Origin of the sequence: Rhizobium sp. Root1220 (genome assembly GCF_001426265.1) — a bacterium.
GTDB lineage: Bacteria > Pseudomonadota > Alphaproteobacteria > Rhizobiales > Rhizobiaceae > Rhizobium.
The window spans coordinates 122,928-138,397 of sequence record NZ_LMDG01000034.1; the positions used below are offsets into that span (position 1 = coordinate 122,928).

The 15,470-nt window shown below is 61.4% G+C and carries 17 protein-coding genes; 12 read left to right on the plus strand and 5 right to left on the minus strand.

Annotated elements, in window-relative coordinates; translation table 11 throughout:
- The first annotated feature begins 25 nt into the window (after window positions 1-25).
- Together ASC90_RS21960 and ASC90_RS21965 are read left to right on the plus strand one after the other, a co-directional pair.
- Window positions 26-640 (plus strand): hypothetical protein, encoded by a 615-nt coding sequence (locus ASC90_RS21960; protein WP_056545268.1) that lies wholly within the window; start codon window positions 26-28, stop codon window positions 638-640.
- Between the two features lie 66 nt (window positions 641-706).
- Entirely contained in the window at window positions 707-1,756 is a 1,050-nt protein-coding gene (locus tag ASC90_RS21965) for an alpha/beta hydrolase (RefSeq protein ID WP_056545271.1), read from the plus strand.
- On the opposite strand, the gene ASC90_RS21970 is transcribed toward ASC90_RS21965, so the two are convergent.
- Window positions 1,708-2,523, minus strand: coding sequence for an SDR family oxidoreductase (locus ASC90_RS21970; protein WP_056545273.1), 816 nt, complete (start codon window positions 2,521-2,523; stop codon window positions 1,708-1,710). The two genes, ASC90_RS21965 and ASC90_RS21970, sit on opposite strands and share 49 nt — an antisense overlap.
- A 105-nt stretch (window positions 2,524-2,628) precedes the next feature.
- Here ASC90_RS21970 and ASC90_RS21975 point away from each other — a divergent pair, with 105 nt between their 5' ends.
- Together ASC90_RS21975 and ggt are read left to right on the plus strand one after the other, a co-directional pair.
- On the plus strand, window positions 2,629-3,000 hold the full coding sequence (locus ASC90_RS21975) for a helix-turn-helix domain-containing protein (RefSeq protein WP_056545277.1): 372 nt from the start codon (window positions 2,629-2,631) through the stop codon (window positions 2,998-3,000).
- A 23-nt stretch (window positions 3,001-3,023) separates the two neighbouring features.
- A complete protein-coding gene (gene ggt, locus ASC90_RS21980) occupies window positions 3,024-4,769 on the plus strand; it encodes a gamma-glutamyltransferase (RefSeq protein ID WP_056545279.1) in 1,746 nt (581 codons plus the stop codon).
- 86 nt (window positions 4,770-4,855) lie between these two features.
- On the opposite strand, the gene ASC90_RS21985 is transcribed toward ggt, so the two are convergent.
- Window positions 4,856-5,563 (minus strand): hypothetical protein, encoded by a 708-nt coding sequence (locus ASC90_RS21985; RefSeq protein WP_056545281.1) that lies wholly within the window; start codon window positions 5,561-5,563, stop codon window positions 4,856-4,858.
- A 158-nt stretch (window positions 5,564-5,721) separates the two neighbouring features.
- On the opposite strand from ASC90_RS21985, the gene ASC90_RS21990 reads away from it, so the two are divergent.
- Together ASC90_RS21990 and ASC90_RS21995 are read left to right on the plus strand one after the other, a co-directional pair.
- A complete protein-coding gene (locus ASC90_RS21990; protein WP_056545283.1) occupies window positions 5,722-6,795 on the plus strand; it encodes an AraC family transcriptional regulator in 1,074 nt (357 codons plus the stop codon).
- A 69-nt stretch (window positions 6,796-6,864) separates the two neighbouring features.
- Window positions 6,865-7,839: a threonine/serine dehydratase gene (locus tag ASC90_RS21995; RefSeq protein ID WP_056545285.1), complete on the plus strand. Its 975-nt coding sequence runs from the start codon at window positions 6,865-6,867 to the stop codon at window positions 7,837-7,839.
- 37 nt (window positions 7,840-7,876) lie between these two features.
- Here the strand turns inward: ASC90_RS21995 and ASC90_RS22000 are convergent, their stop codons facing one another.
- Entirely contained in the window at window positions 7,877-8,674 is a 798-nt protein-coding gene (locus ASC90_RS22000; RefSeq protein WP_056545287.1) for an SDR family oxidoreductase, read from the minus strand.
- A 117-nt stretch (window positions 8,675-8,791) separates the two neighbouring features.
- On the opposite strand from ASC90_RS22000, the gene ASC90_RS22005 reads away from it, so the two are divergent.
- On the plus strand, window positions 8,792-9,736 hold the full coding sequence (locus tag ASC90_RS22005; protein WP_056545289.1) for a GlxA family transcriptional regulator: 945 nt from the start codon (window positions 8,792-8,794) through the stop codon (window positions 9,734-9,736).
- Between the two features lie 117 nt (window positions 9,737-9,853).
- On the opposite strand, the gene pyk is transcribed toward ASC90_RS22005, so the two are convergent.
- Both pyk and ASC90_RS22015 read right to left on the minus strand, forming a co-directional pair.
- Window positions 9,854-11,293 carry a pyruvate kinase gene (gene pyk / locus ASC90_RS22010; RefSeq protein ID WP_056545291.1) on the minus strand — a complete coding sequence of 480 codons (1,440 nt, stop codon included), beginning with the start codon at window positions 11,291-11,293 and terminating at the stop codon, window positions 9,854-9,856.
- A complete protein-coding gene (locus tag ASC90_RS22015; RefSeq protein ID WP_007802470.1) occupies window positions 11,293-11,778 on the minus strand; it encodes a DUF1036 domain-containing protein in 486 nt (161 codons plus the stop codon). Before ASC90_RS22015 ends, pyk begins: the two co-directional genes overlap by 1 nt.
- Window positions 11,779-11,976: 198 nt before the next feature.
- Here ASC90_RS22015 and ASC90_RS22020 point away from each other — a divergent pair, with 198 nt between their 5' ends.
- From ASC90_RS22020 to ASC90_RS22040, 5 genes are all read left to right on the plus strand, one after another.
- Window positions 11,977-12,768: an N-formylglutamate amidohydrolase gene (locus ASC90_RS22020; protein WP_056545293.1), complete on the plus strand. Its 792-nt coding sequence runs from the start codon at window positions 11,977-11,979 to the stop codon at window positions 12,766-12,768.
- A gap of 11 nt (window positions 12,769-12,779) precedes the next feature.
- Window positions 12,780-13,085, plus strand: a complete 306-nt coding sequence (locus ASC90_RS22025; RefSeq protein ID WP_056545297.1) for a DUF1244 domain-containing protein — start codon at window positions 12,780-12,782, stop codon at window positions 13,083-13,085.
- An 89-nt stretch (window positions 13,086-13,174) separates the two neighbouring features.
- Window positions 13,175-13,438, plus strand: a complete 264-nt coding sequence (locus ASC90_RS22030; protein WP_056545298.1) for a DUF2312 domain-containing protein — start codon at window positions 13,175-13,177, stop codon at window positions 13,436-13,438.
- Window positions 13,439-13,828: 390 nt separating this feature from the next.
- Window positions 13,829-14,887, plus strand: a complete 1,059-nt coding sequence (locus ASC90_RS22035; RefSeq protein WP_056545300.1) for a catalase family peroxidase — start codon at window positions 13,829-13,831, stop codon at window positions 14,885-14,887.
- Window positions 14,884-15,444 carry a cytochrome b gene (locus tag ASC90_RS22040; RefSeq protein WP_056545301.1) on the plus strand — a complete coding sequence of 187 codons (561 nt, stop codon included), beginning with the start codon at window positions 14,884-14,886 and terminating at the stop codon, window positions 15,442-15,444. The genes ASC90_RS22035 and ASC90_RS22040 overlap by 4 nt, the downstream gene beginning before the upstream one ends.
- Window positions 15,445-15,470: the final 26 nt, after the last annotated feature.

The window sequence follows — 15,470 nt, forward strand, 5'->3', positions numbered from 1 at the left end:
TGATCTTCTGCGTTGGCGGGCTACTATGCCCGCCATGCGTTTTTTAGCTACGACCTACGCGGCGCTGCCGCTGTCCATTCTTCTCCTCGCTCCCGCCCTGACTGCCGTCGCTCAGGAAAAGGATGTGATTGTCGAGCAGCCAGACGCAAGCCTTTCTCCCAAGCAGCAGCTCGACCGGCTCTATGCGGATCTGAAGCGCGAGCGCGATCCCGACACTGCGAGCACCATCGCCAGCCAAATCCGCTCGGCATGGAACGATTCGGGTAGTGCTACCGTCAATCTGCTGATGCAATGGGCAAACAAGGCGATCGAAGAAAAGCGTACCGCCGCCGCCTTCGACTTCCTCGATCAGGCGATCGTCCTGAAGCCCGACTATGCGGAAAGCTGGAACCGCCGCGCGACTCTTAACTATGCAAACGGCAGTTATCGCAAGTCGATGGCCGACATCGAGCGCGTGCTCGAACTCGAACCACGCCATTTTGGTGCGCTGTCCGGCATGGCAGCCATCCTGGGCGATTCCGGCGACGACCAGCTTGCCCTCAAGGCCTGGGAGCGCTTCCTGGACATCTATCCGGCAAATCGCAGCGCGCAGGAGCAGGTCAATACGCTCTCCGAAAAACTGGCCGGCAGCCGAACCTGAGCCTTGACGGTGAACCAACGAGTGCAATTTCTCGTAAGGCCATGCGTTCGTCCGTAGGTTCATGCCATGCTTGCCCAGGTTTCCGCCCTTCTTGCTCCTTTCGCCGCCGCCATTGGCTACTCGATCTACAAGGCGCGCCAGTTCGAGCAGGCTTATCCCAATATCGGCGAGATGACGGACATCGGCGGCTACAGGATGAACGCAGTGCACGTTCCTCGCCCCGAAACCGCCGACCTCCCCGCGCTGGTCTTCATCCACGGCGCCAGCGGCAATCTCCGCGATCAACTCGGCGCCTTCCGTGAACAATTGGCTGGCCGTGCCGAAATGCTGTTCGTCGATCGTCCGGGCCACGGCTACTCCGAGCGCGGCGGTCCCGAAAACGCGCTGCCCTCCGGCCAGGCCGATGCAATCGCCACGCTGATGGAAAAGCGTGGCATCGAGAAGGCGGTTATTGTCGGCCATTCCTTCGGCGGTGCGATCGCTGCCGCTTTCGGTGTACGACACCCGGAAAGGACCGCTGGTCTGCTCTTCCTCGCCCCGGCGACGCATCCATGGCCGGGTGGCGTCGACTGGTACTATCACGTCGCAGCAGCACCGGTGATCGGCTGGCTCTTCAACCATGCCGTTGTCGTACCGCTCGGTCTCAGGCGACTGGAGCGTGGGACGCTCAACGTTTTTCGGCCCAATCCTCGCCCGACCGATTATGTGGCAAGGACAGGCCCGTCACTGGTGCTGCGCCCGAAAGCCTTCCGGGCCAACGCCACCGACTTCACACGTCTGCTCGACTACGTCAGCGCGCAGTCGCCCTTCTATTCGCGGATCGACGCTCCGACGGTGATTATCACCGGCGACAGCGACGATATCGTCTGGGAGCACCTGCATTCCGAGGGCCTTGCCCGCGACATCGCGGGCGCCGAGCTGATAAGGATCAGCGGTGTCGGCCACAAGCCCGATTATCTTGCAACCGACGTTGCCATTGCCGCCCTCGAAAAGATCGCCGGCAACGAGCGTGACCTGCAGGCGGCGGCTCGTGCTACGGAAGCACGGCTGGCCGCGATGGCAACCGCTCAGACAACGGGAACGGTGCCGCCATCAATGACGTATTCCGCCCCGTGAATGGAAGCTGCGCGGTCTGAAGCAAGGAATGCCGCCAGTTCGGCGACCTCTTCGGGCTTTCCCGGGCGGCCGATAGGAATTCCACCGAGTGACGCCATCAAGGCCTGGCGGGCTCCCTGCGCATCGGTGCCCGTCTGTTGCGCCAACCGATCGATCAGCGCCGTCGCTGCCGTCGTTTCGATGAACCCCGGAGCGATCGTGTTTACCCGCACGCCTTTCGGCCCGACCTCCTTGGAAAGCCCCTTGCTATAGGTTGTCAGCGCCGCCTTTGCCGCCGCATAGGCAAGCGTCGCCTCATGGAGTGGCAACCTACGCTGGATCGACGAGACATGGATGATGACGCCATGTCCACGCTCGATCATGCCGGGCAAAAATGCGCGGTCCAGCCGGACCGGCGCCAGCAGGTTGGCATTAAGGTCTTGCTCCCACAGCGCATCCGTCAGCGCCGCAAAACCGCCGGCCGGCGCTGACGATCCACCGACGTTGTTGATCAGAATGTCGATACCGCCGAAGGCATCGAGAACGCGGCTGACCAAATGCTTCGAGCCTTCCGCAACGCTGATGTCGGCCTGAACGAAAAGCGCCGGCGATTGTCCTTCGGGCAACGGCGAGCGCGCGGTGGTCGCAACGCTGGCACCGCCAGCTGCCAGCCGCCGGGCGATCGCCTCACCCATCCCTTTCGTACCGCCGGTGACCAGCACGCGCTTTCCCGCGAACTCGATGGGATCGACGCTGAACGGCAATAGTGTTGTGAGTGTCTTGGTCATTTGCAGGTCCTCTTTGCTTGTCTGTGGCGGAAGATGCGGATAGACTTGCGAAATGACAAGAACCTACAAAAAAGTATGGTACGCACTAAAAAGTAAGGATATCAAATGACACCGCTTTCTGCTGCAGCAGGCGTCGAGACTGTCTTGAAGATGCTGGAGGGCCGCTGGAAGCTGGTCATCCTTTTCCATCTCTTCGGCGGCAACGTCTTGCGATTTTCCGAGCTCGAACGGGCCATACCCGCCATTTCGCAGAAAATGCTCATTCAACAGCTGCGCCAGATGGAGGCCGATGGCATCGTCAGCCGCATCATTCACCATCAGGTGCCGCCCAAGGTCGAATACTGCCTGACGGAGTGGGGCCAGGCGCTTTGCCCGGCTCTTGATGCCCTGCTCAAGTGGGCGGCCCTGAAAGACGAGAAGATTGCCGCAATTACCGCCTTGCATGCGGCCAAAACCGGGACATATTCGGAAGCATAGTTTATGCATTGGAGGGGGACGTCATGGGCCGGATACGCATTTCAACAATCTCGTTTTTTACCGGTTTTTCCCTTGCGTTCTCGCAACTGGCACCGTCTTTTGCGGCATCGCCTGCCCCTGTCGAAGCCGCACATGGCATGGTCGTCACCGCTCAGCATCTGGCGACCGATGTCGGTGTCGAGATTTTGAAGAACGGTGGCAATGCCGTGGATGCGGCAGTCGCCGTCGGTTATGCGCTGGCCGTCGTCTACCCGTCGGCGGGCAATATCGGCGGTGGCGGCTTCATGACGATCCGTTTGAAGGATGGGAAAACGACGTTCCTCGATTTCCGGGAACGGGCGCCGCTGGCGGCGACCAAGACCATGTATCTAGATGCCAAAGGCGATATCGTGCCGCGCGCCAGCCTGGATGGCTATCTCGCCGTCGGCGTGCCGGGTTCGGTGATGGGGTTCGAAACCGCACGCGAGAAATATGGCACGAAGTCCCGCCAGGATCTGCTGGCACCGGCCATCCGCTATGCCAGGGAGGGCTTCACGCTCGAGCAGGGAGACGCGGCCAGCCTGGCTGGCGGTGCCAAGCGCCTCGCCAGGGACGAGGCCGCCGCCGGGATTTTTCTGAAGCCGGATGGCAAGCCCTTTGCCGCTGGCGAGACGCTGATACAGCCGGAACTCGCGGCCGTGCTCTCTAGCATCGCCGAAAAGGGATCTGACGCCTTCTACAAGGGCTTGCCCGCCGATGCGATCGTCAAGGCGAGCCAGGCCAAGGGCGGCGTGCTGGCCAAGCAGGATTTCGAGCAGTATGCAGTGCGCGAGTTGCAGCCGATCGAGTGCAATTATCGCGGCTATGACATTATCTCGTCGCCCCCGCCCTCTTCCGGCGGCGTCATCATCTGCGAGATACTGAACGTGCTGGAAGGCTATCCACTCTCCTTTCTCGGCTATGGTTCCGCCGAGACGGTGCATCTGATGGTCGAGGCAATGCGCTATGCCTATGTCGATCGCAACGCCGCGCTCGGTGATCCCGATTTCGTGGAAAATCCGATCTCGACGCTGCTGGACAAGAATTACGCGAAAGCCATCCGCTCGAAGATCGACACCTACAAGGCAGGCACGTCGGCGAACCTGAAGCCACTCGGCGCCAGGGAAAGCGTCGAGACCACGCATTATTCGATCATCGACGACGAGGGAAATGCTGTCGCGGTCACCTATACGCTGAATGGATCATTCGGCGCTGGCGTCGTTGCGCCGGGTACAGGCATCCTGCTCAACAACGAGATGGACGACTTCACCTCAAAGCCGGGCGTGCCGAACCTCTATGGCCTCGTCCAGGGCGAGGCGAATGCGATTGCGCCGAAGAAGACACCTCTTTCCTCCATGAGCCCTACGATTGTTATCAAGGATGGCAAGCCGTTCATGGTGATCGGCAGCCCGGGCGGATCGCGCATCATCACGATAACACTCGAGGCGATCATGAATGTGGTCGATTTCGGCATGGATATCAGCCAGGCCGTCAACGCCCCGCGCATCCATCATCAGTGGCAGCCGGACAAGATCTATCTCGAACCCTACACGCTTTCGCCCGACACGATCAGAACGCTGATTGCCATGGGGCACACGCTGGATGATGGCACCGGCCCGCCGCAGTGGGGCCAGGCCGCCGGAATCCTTGTCGGCGGCAAGAGCCTTGCCGATATCGAGAAAGGCGGTGGCGCGCGCTACAACGGCGCCATGGACAGTCGCGCTACCGCGGGTTCCGCACGCGGCTATTAGTGCCGGCGAACCGACAATCATCCTGCCGGCCCACGACCCAGACAATCTGGCACGTCTCGCTGAGCGACGCACCTTTCGGTAGGGCATCACCGGATGCGGGCGCGCACATAGTCGCCCCTGATCGTCACCAGCGGCTTGGCGCCCGGCATACTCGGGGCGAGGCTGTCGACATAGGACGCCTTGGCGGTCACCGTGTAGTCCACCGGCACGTCGTTGCCGAAACCGAGATCGGCGTCGAGCGACTGCGCAGCGATGTCGACTGTTTCATCGCGCTTGACCTGATCATAGCTGAGCCGCACGCGGACTGCGGCACCGAGAATATCAACCGCGGAAGCGTGACCGTCGAGCGTAACGTCCGCAGCCTTGCCGGAAATCCCTACGCTATCGAAGTTTCCGCTCAATTGCGCCCTGACGGCTTGTTGATCGATCCGAATGGCGACGCCCGGCAGGGCGTTGGCCGAAACCTCCGGCGTGCAGTCGGAGAGATCCAGCAACGGCGTCCGCATCACTTCGACCCTGAGCGTCGTCCCGTCGATCCGCATCCTGCTGCGATCGCGGCAACTGCTGAAGAACCAACTGGAATACCAGGACGCAAACCAGCCGTCGCGTCGCGCATTCGTTGCGGCACGATAGGGTTCGCCAGCATTCGCTGAAATGTTGACATCGCTGGCATCGCCAGTGATGACGATCGTGCGAACCGCCGCGATGTCGAGGGCCTTGACGGGCGTTGGTGCGTCGGCAAATGCGGACACCAGCGTCATGAGGAATGCCGGTATGAAAAGGATCAGTGTCATCGGTTTCTCCTTGAACAGGTCGCCATCTCATCGACGACTGATTGCAAGGTGACTTCCGCTCGCGACTGGCGAGACCTCGATCGTGATTTGGGTCGCCCGCGATTGCGATCGAGGTCATTCTCATGCTGATATGAAGCTCGCTCACCGGACAGGCCGTCATGATTTTCGTTCCGATCCCCTTTGTCGTAGCCGCGCTGCTGCTGATCCTGTTTGTACGCATGCTGCGGCAGGGAGAATGGCGGGAACCGGAAAAACATCCCTTCCTGTTGCTGATCGGAGCCTACACCCTGCAATCGATCCTGATCGGCATCCGCTGGGGCTATGACGTCACCGAGATACTGCCAGCCCAGTCCGTCCTCGCCGCACTGATCGCAAGCCTTGCATGGGTCAGCTTCCGTTCGCTTGCCATTGATGGACCGGTCTCCCTGCTCCGTTTCTGGCCGCACCTTTTGCCTGCGGCGCTGATTGTTGCCATGCTGACCTTCTGGCGCGAACCCATCGGCCCGGCGTTGACACTCATCTTCATCGGATACGGAGCGGCGCTCCTGTGGCTTGGCCGCCACGGCCCGGATTCGCTGGTGTCGTCACGCCTCGACGGCGCATTGCTGTCTTACCGCTCCCTGCTGATAACAGCTATCGCACTGATCGCGTCTGCTGCGGCCGACATCGCCATCAACATGGATCTCGCGCAAACTGGCGGCGTTCATTCCGGCGCCATTGTCGCCGTCGGCAACGTCATCACGCTCCTCATCCTCGGCGGTGCAGCCTCCATCGCGAGCGGCAGTCAGTCCCTCGAAACCGCATCCGCAGAGTTGCCGCCTGGATCGGCACCTGTGCCGACCGCGGAAGACAGCGCCATAGCGAAGACGCTCGACGCCCTGATGCAATCGCGTCAGATCTACCGCGATCCCGAACTCAATCTCGGTCGCATCGCCCGCAGGATGAGCCTTCCCGCACGCCGCGTATCGATCGCCGTCAACCGCGTTCACGGCGTCAGCGTCTCGCAATACGTCAATGACTTCCGCATCCGGGCGGCCTGCGAACTTCTAGCGCGAACGGCCGAGCCTGTGACCCGATTAATGTTCGATTGCGGCTTCATCAGCAAATCGAACTTCAATCGCGAGTTCCTGAGACTGACCGGCACCAATCCCACGGAATTCCGACGGCGCAATCCCAATAACTCCGCCATATCAGCGGCTTCGTTACAAGAGACGCCTTTTGTGTCACGGTGACAAAGTCGCCGTTCACAACCAGCCTGCAACGCCCTATGCATGGGCGACACATCACGCGAAAGAGCCCTCATGTCCAGCATTGAAATGATCGTCGCGGCCCGCGCGCGCCTGCGCGGACACGCACGCCGCACACCGCTTCTCTCCTCCCCCTTTCTCAACGAGATCGCCGGGCGCCGGATTTTCGTGAAAGCCGAATGCCTGCAGCACACCGGGTCTTTCAAATTTCGCGGCGGCTGGTCGGCCTTATCGGCACTGGAACCGACAGTCCGCGCGCGCGGCGTTATCGCTTTTTCGTCCGGCAACCATGCCCAGGGGGTGGCCCTTGCCGCAAAGCTTCATGGCGTGCCTTCCGTGATCATCATGCCGTCCGATGCGCCGAAGCTGAAGATCGCCAACACTCGCGCCCTCGGCGCGGAAGTCGTCCTCTACGATCGTGCGACGCAGGACCGCGACGAGATCGGCGCCCAGCTTTCCGGCGAGCGGAAGCTGACGCTGATCAAGCCGTTCGACGAACCACAGGTCATTGCGGGTCAGGGAACGACCGGCCTGGAGATCGCCGAACAGGCCGATGAAGAGGGTGTGAAGTCGGCCGAAGTCCTGGTGCCTTGCGGCGGCGGTGGCCTGACATCCGGCATTGCGCTGGCACTCGAAGCAAGCGCGCCCACGTTCCGCGTGCGGCCCTGCGAACCGGATGGCTTCGACGACGCGACGCGCTCGCTTGCCTCCGGCAAGATCGAACGCAACGCCACGCTGACCGGCTCCATCTGCGACGCGATCATCACGCCGCAGCCGGGCAACATCACGTTCCCGATCATGCAGCGGCTCGTGGGCGCCGGCATCGTCGTCAGCGATGACGACGCGCTGCGCGCCATGGCCCTGGCCTTCACGCGGCTGAAGATCGTTGTCGAGCCCGGTGGGGCAGTGGCACTTGCCGCCGCACTTTTCCACGGCGACCAGGTAGGCGAGGAAAACGTCGTCGTTGTCACGTCAGGCGGCAACGTCGATGCCGACATATTCGCCAAAGCACTTGAGTTGCATGGATAAGGGCGGGTCGAAGCCCGCCTCATACCCTTGGGCGGCTTCAGGCTGCCGTATAACGCTTAGCCGGTGCGGACCGCGAGAGGTTCGGTAGCAGCGCCTGACGGGCGGCCTCATATGACTTGAGCAATTCGGCGTCTTCGAGCGCCGGGATCGTTGCAAACTCGCCCTGATCGAAGCCGGCAAGTGCAGCATCGACCATGTCATCTGCCGACATGACGATCTCCGTGGGAAGGTGCTCGACCGGTGTCCCGGCTATGCCCCAGAATTCGGTCGCAGTCGCGCCCGGCAGGACGACCTGCACCTGGATATTCTTGTCGGCCAGCTCATGCTTGAGCGACTGGCTGAAAGCCAGCACATAGGCTTTGCTGCCGCCATAGACGCCGTTCAGAACCTCCGGCCCGATCGCCACGATCGAGGCGATGTTGATGATCGAGCCGCCGCCGCGTTCCACAAAACCTGGTACCGCCGCATAAGTAAGGCGCGTTAGCGCCGTAACGTTGAGTTCGATCATCTGCTGCATCTTGTCGACGTCCGCTCCAAGCAGTGGCGCTGTACCCCCAAAGCCGGCATTGTTGACCAGAAGCGCAATACTCCGATCGGACTTCAGGATTGCTTCGACACGGCTGAGATCCGCCTTGACCCCGAGATCGGCCGGGACGGTTTCGATCGTGCGGCCGGTTTCCTTGGTTAGCTTGCTCGCAAGCGTCGAGAGCCGCTCCGCATTGCGGGCAACGAGGATAAGATCGTAGCCGCGCTTGGCGAGCCTGTCGGCATAGATCGCGCCGATGCCCGATGATGCGCCCGTGACGAGCGCAGTGCCTTTGGATGCCTGTGTCATTGCTTTGCTCCTTCAAAAGTGCCGGCCCTTGCCGTGCTGGTAAGCAGTTCTACAGGGAATTGCTTGCGTCCTAAATGTCATATATACCACTTTTTAGGACAAACGGAGTCTTGATTTATGCAGCGCATTGCCGTTCTTCTCTTCCCGGGCTTCCAGATGATGAGCCTGGCCGCCGTCTCGGCGTTCGAGTTCACCAACATCCACCTCGACGAACAGGTTTACGAGATCGCGTATCTGTCCGAGCCCGGAGGGCCCATACCCGGATCGTTCGGCATAACCGTCGACACAACGCGGTTTGGTGACCCGGCGTTCGATACGCTTCTGATTTCGGGAGCCCCCGGCATCAAGCTGCCGACGACGGCCGAAGGCGGCTTCATTCGCGCGGCTGTATCCTCGTCCCGACGCGTCGCCTCGATCTGCACTGGCGCCTTTCTTCTGGCCGAAGCCGGGGTGCTGGATGGACGTCGCGCGACGACGCACTGGCTTCTTGCCCACGAACTGCAAGCGCGCTACCCGAAGATAAAAATGGAGGAAGACCGCATCTTCATCATCGATGGATCGGTCTGGACCTCGGCAGGCATGACGGCCGGCGTCGATCTTGCTCTGGCGATGATCGAGAAGGACCATGGCACAGACGTCGCCCGCGCGGTGGCCCGCAAGCTGGTCGTCTATCATCGACGCGCCGGCGGCCAGTCGCAGTTCTCAGCCCTTCTGGAACTGGAGCCGAAGTCGGATCGTATCCAGAAGGCGCTCGCCTACGCCCGCGGAAACCTGAAAAGCGAACTGTCGGTCGATGAGTTGGCAGACGCGGCCAGTCTCAGCCCTCGTCAATTCAGCCGCGCTTTCCGCGCCGAGACAGGGAGATCGCCTGCCAAAGCCGTCGAGAATCTCCGCGTCGAGGCTGCGCGACTAATGATGGAGCAGGGCCGTCACCCGATCGATGTGGTCGCCACGGAGACCGGCTTTGCGGATCGCGAGCGTATGCGCCGCGCGTTTCTCCGCGCCTTCGGCCAACCGCCGCAGGAAATCCGCCGCAATGCCCAACGCGAGCTTCTGGCGTAGCGCCACTCGGCCCCGATGCAAGGCTTTCCCGCTACGGACGACGGCACCTGACGCCCGACAGCAAAAACCCGCCGCCTTCGTCGGGCAGCGGGCTCTCATACAATCAAGCAGACAGCGTTAGATGCCGCTCTGTCCGTCCGAACCGATATAGGCGATGCGGATCATGTTGGTAGCGCCGGGCGTTCCAAGTGGCACGCCGGCGGAAATGATGATCCGGTCGCCCGGCTTGCCGAAGCCTTCGTCGGCGACGATGCGGCAGGCGCGGTTCACCATGTCGTCGAGGTCAGTCGCATCATGGGTGACGACGCAATGCAGGCCCCAGACGATAGCAAGGCGACGCGCAGTCTGGATGACCGGCGACAGCGCCAGGATCGGCACCTGCGGACGCTCGCGCGAGGCGCGCAGGCCGGTGGTGCCGGAGGAGGTGTAACAGACGATGGCCGACAGACGCAGCGTTTCGGCAATCTGGCGTGCGGCGAGCGAAATCGCGTCGGCGCCGGTTGCCTCGGGCTGAGCGCGCTGCGCGTAGATGATACCGGGATAGTGCGGCTCGCGCTCGATGGCGCTGGCAATCGACGCCATGGTCGCGACCGATTCGACCGGATAGTCTCCGGACGCGGATTCAGCCGACAACATGACGGCGTCGGCGCCTTCGAACACGGCAGTCGCCACGTCAGAGACTTCGGCACGCGTCGGAACCGGCGCCGAAATCATCGATTCCAGCATCTGCGTGGCGACGACAACCGGCTTGCCCGAACGGCGGCAGGCACGGATCAGCTGCTTCTGGATACCAGGAACGGATTCGAGCGGCATCTCCACGCCGAGATCGCCACGGGCAACCATCAGTGCATCGGACAGCTCGATGATTTCCTCGATGCGCTCGATTGCCTGGGGCTTTTCGATCTTCGACATGATCCCGACGCGGCCGCGGGCGATCTTGCGCACCTCGGCCAGATCCTCCGGGCGCTGCACGAAGGAAAGTGCCACCCAGTCGACATCGTCGGTGGCCAGCACGGCATCGAGGTCGACGCGATCCTTGTCGGTCAGCACGCCGACAGTGAGCAGCGTATCGGGAAGGCTGACACCCTTGCGGTCGGAGATCTTGGTGCCGGAGATAACGGTGGTGACGATGCTCTTGCCGTCGCATTTGTCGGCACGCAGAGCCAGCTTGCCGTCATCGATCAACAGGCGGTGGCCCGGCTGCACCGATTCCAGGATTTCAGGATGTGGCAGGAAAACGCGGGTTGCGTCGCCCGGAACATCATTGTTGTCGAGGGTAAACGTGTCGCCTGGCTTCAGATCTACCTTGCCTTCGGCAAACTTGCCAACGCGCAGCTTCGGACCCTGAAGGTCGGCGAGAATGCCGATCGGGCGGCCGGAGCGCGCTTCGACGGCACGGATGCGCTTGATCAGCGACCGCATCACGTCATGGCTCGCATGGCTCATGTTGATACGGAAAACATCCGCACCGGCCTGGTGCAACTTCTCGATCATCGATTCCTCGGAGGAGGCAGGTCCGAGGGTGGCGAGGATTTTAACTTTGCGGTTACGCTTCATCAATTCGGGCTTTCTTGCGTGCCTGGGGTATCGGAAAGTTGAACCATCCAGCTACCCTGGCGGCCCGTGTCATATTCCTTGAAACCCATCTTCTGATAGCCACGGGCGTAGCAATCGTTGACACCCGTGATCTTGAACTCGTTCTCCGCCACGCACATCTGCACGTCGCCCGTCCATCGGCCTCCCCGGGCGGCGTCCTCTGCGTAGAGGTAGTAGTATCGCGACTGCAGTTCCCCTTCGATCAGCGTCGCGCAGGTCGTTGCCGGCACCTGCCACCAGCCTTCCGTCATCCAGCCATCCTTGGCTCGATATCCAATCGCCACACCCACCAGATTTTGTGTCCCGTTGCAGACACGAAAATCGGCGCGAGCCACGTCGGCAATGAAGAACGGCGAGAAAGCCGCAAGAACAAAAAGAGCAAAACGGGCTAGCGGCCCGGAACGCGTAAGGAAACTTGGCGCGGTCTGGATCAACACGACTTCCAATTGGCTCCCGGTTATTCGTTGTCGTGCCTTCTTGCGCTGCCTCCCGGCGAAAGTCAACGCAATGCTAATCGATTATATTCCGTATTGCCGGCCGTGCCCGGACCATAGCCGTGATGAATGATGGCCAGCGCGCTTGAACCTCCCACGTGCCCGTGCGATCAGAGACATGCTTGCAAACGTCGATCGGCAATCCCTTCCATGAACGCCTTCAAATCCTTCGAAATCCTAGCCGGAAATCATGACAAAGGCATGGTACTCCTGGGTGACCACGCGATGAATCGGTTGCCAGAGCCATACGGTATGCTCGGACTTCCGGAGAGCGCCTTTTCCCGCCACATCGCCTACGATATCGGCATCGAAGGACTGGTGCGCGCCTTATCAGCCAAACTTGGCGCACCTGCCGTCCTTGGCGGCTTTTCCAGGCTGCTGATCGATCCGAACCGCGGCGAGGACGACCCGACTTTGGTCATGAAGATTTCCGATGGGGCCATCATTCCCGGCAATCACCGGATCACCGACGATGAGTGGAACCACCGCGTCGAGGCCTTTCATCGCCCCTATCACAATGCCGTCAGCGAAACGATTTCGAAGGTGGCGAACGCGACCGGCAAAGCGCCACTCGTGCTGTCGCTGCATTCCTATACCCCGGCGTGGAAAGGCGTGCCGCGTCGGTGGCACGCGGCGGTCCTCTGGGACAGCGACAACCGCGCCGTTGCGCCCCTGCTTGACCTGCTCCGCCGCGACCCCGATCTGATTGTCGGCGACAACGAGCCTTATGATGGCGCGCTGAAGGGCGATACCATGTACCGCCACTGCATGGTCACCGGCATCCCGCATGCATTGCTGGAGGTGCGCCAGGATTTGATCGGCGACAACGCCGGCATAGCCACATGGGCAGACCGGCTCGCGCCGATCTTCGAAACAATGAATGCCGATCCGGCGCTGCACGGCTACAATGTACACGCATCGCGTACCGGCCCCTACGAATGAAGGAGAGCGAGATGACCGCACTCACCAGCGAACAGCAGACCGAATTCGAAGCCGCGGCCTTTCGCCGCCTCGTCCAGCATCTGCGTGACCGGCCGGATGTGCAGAACATCGACCTGATGAACCTCGCCGGCTTTTGCCGGAACTGCCTGTCGAACTGGTACCGAGACGCGGCGCAGGTTAAGGGCGTGGACCTGTCGAAGGACGAATCGCGCGAAATCGTCTACGGGATGCCCTATGAAGAATGGCGAAATCTCCACCAGGCCGAAGCCTCGACTCAGCAAAAAGCTGACTTTGAACTGAACAAGCCGCACAAATAGCCTGGCGCCTACTGAAACGGCTTGACCCCGGCCACGCTTCGCGGCAGTCAACGCCATCCGAATTTCACATCCCCTATCAGGAGAATACGATGTCTGATGCCCACGGCGTTGCCCGCGATCAGCTTCGCGCTTTCATCGAGCGCATTGAACGGTTGGAAGAAGAAAAGAAGACCATCGCCGACGATATCAAGGACGTCTACGGCGAAGCCAAGGGAACCGGCTTCGATACCAAGATTCTCAAGAAGGTAATTGCGCTGCGCAAGAAGGACGAGCAGGAGCGGCTGGAAGAGGAAGCCATCCTCGACACCTACCTCCACGCCCTCGGCATGATCGAGTCTCCGCCGGAAGGCTGATCCTCTCCCTGTCTCTTATATGAAAGCCGCCGATCATTTCGGCGGCTTTTTTGCGGCTCAACGGGCGTTGGCCTTCGGCAACGGGACATGCTAATTTTTCTGAACTGTGTGGCGGTGCGCGATCTATTGCGGCGACTGCCGTCCGCTTTCTATAGGCATCGAATTGCGTTTGCGCAGCAGCACGACCTACACCTAGGTATAGATCGACAACTGAACCTGAACTGTTGACTGTTGACAGAAATCAACCGTGGCAGTCATCTGACATATCGTCGTTCAGAGGCCGGAGTTCAGCAACCGGCGGCCGTTGACGTCTCGACGATATAACAGCGTGCATACGATCAATAGCGCGATATGGCCGTCTCCCGACAGAATTATAGTAGAGGGTGCTGAATGCCTGAACCGTCTCAATCGTCGCAACGCTCCGCCCTCGGCTCGCTGGCGCTTATCGCCGGGGTGGTCGCAGTCGGTGCAGGTGCATTCGCCTACACTGCCGGGTGGTTGTCTCCCGAGCGCCTGACGCCGACCAGACTTGTCAGCGCCCTTGCGCCCGCAGGTGGACCAGTTCTCGGACATCGTCGAAATCACGCCAAGGGCATCTGTTTCACCGGCATGTTCGAATCGAGCGGCAGCGGCGCGCAACTGTCGAAAGCACAAGCCTTCGCGCCCGGACAATACCCGGTTCTCGGGCGCTTCAATCTCGGCACGCCCGAGCCGAATGCGCCGGATGCAACGGTTCGCGTACGCGGTGTGGGATTGCAGATCGCGACGCCGGACGGCCAGATTTGGCGCACCGCGATGATCAACGCGCCCGTCTTTGCGGTTTCGACGCCTGAAGCCTTCTACGAGTTGCTCCACGCAGCCGGCAGCAAGGAGCCGGACGCCATGAAAAACTTTGTAGCCGCGCACCCGGAGTTTGCGCCCTTCGGCGCATGGGCCACGACCGGACCCTGGACCGGAAGCTATGCCGAAGAGCTCTACAACAGCCTCAACGCCTTTATCTTCACCGACAGTTCCGGCGCCAAACACCCCGTTCGGTGGTCCCTGCTTCCGCAGGCCCAGATCGTACCGATCACGAGTGCCGACCTCGCCAAGCTTGGACCCGATCATCTAGAGACGGAAATCGTCGAGCGGGTGAGCAAGGCGCCGCAGCGCTGGAGCTTGGTACTCACCGTCGCCGATCCGTCAGATCAGACATCGGATCCGACCAAGGCATGGCCTCCGGGGCGACGCACCGTCGAGGCGGGCACGCTCGTCGTGCAGAAGATCGAAGCCGAGGCGGACGGCCCCTGTCGCGACATCAATTTCGATCCCACCATCCTGCCGGATGGCATTCAGGTGTCGGACGATCCTTTCCCCGCGGCACGATCTGCAGCCTATGCGAAATCCTATGACCTGCGCACATCGGAAGCCAAAGATTATCCCCGAACGGCAGCGAGCACCCAGCCATGACCGGCAGCCGCACCCATTTCACCCTTATCCAGCGACTGCTGCACTGGCTTATGGCCGCCTGCATCCTGGCGATGCTTTTCATCGGCGTCGGAATGCTCTCGACCGTCATGCCCAAATACGTACCACTGCTGGCCACGCACAAGACGCTGGGCATCGCCATCCTGATCCTTGCGCTGATCCGCCTGGTGGTGCGTTTCGTCTACGGCGCACCTGCGCTTCCCGCCGATCTGCCGGCGCCAATGAGGCTTGCGGCGCACCTGTCTCACTATGCGTTGTATGCACTCATGATCGGCATGCCGTTGATCGGCTGGGCGATGCTGTCGACCGCCGCCTACCCCGTCGTGCTGTACGGTGACATCCGGCTTCCGCCGATCCTGCCGCAAAGCGACAGCCTGCATACGCTCCTGTGGGGCGCGCATTTCTACCTGGCCTTTGCCTTCTTCGCACTTGTCCTGATGCATCTCGCAGCCGCGCTTTTCCATGCGCTGGTTCGGCGCGACGGCGTCTTCCAGGCGATGGCAGGGGGCAGCACGCAGCCACGGCACCCCGCCGAGTAGGACAGGGCTGCGAGCGAAACCCCGGC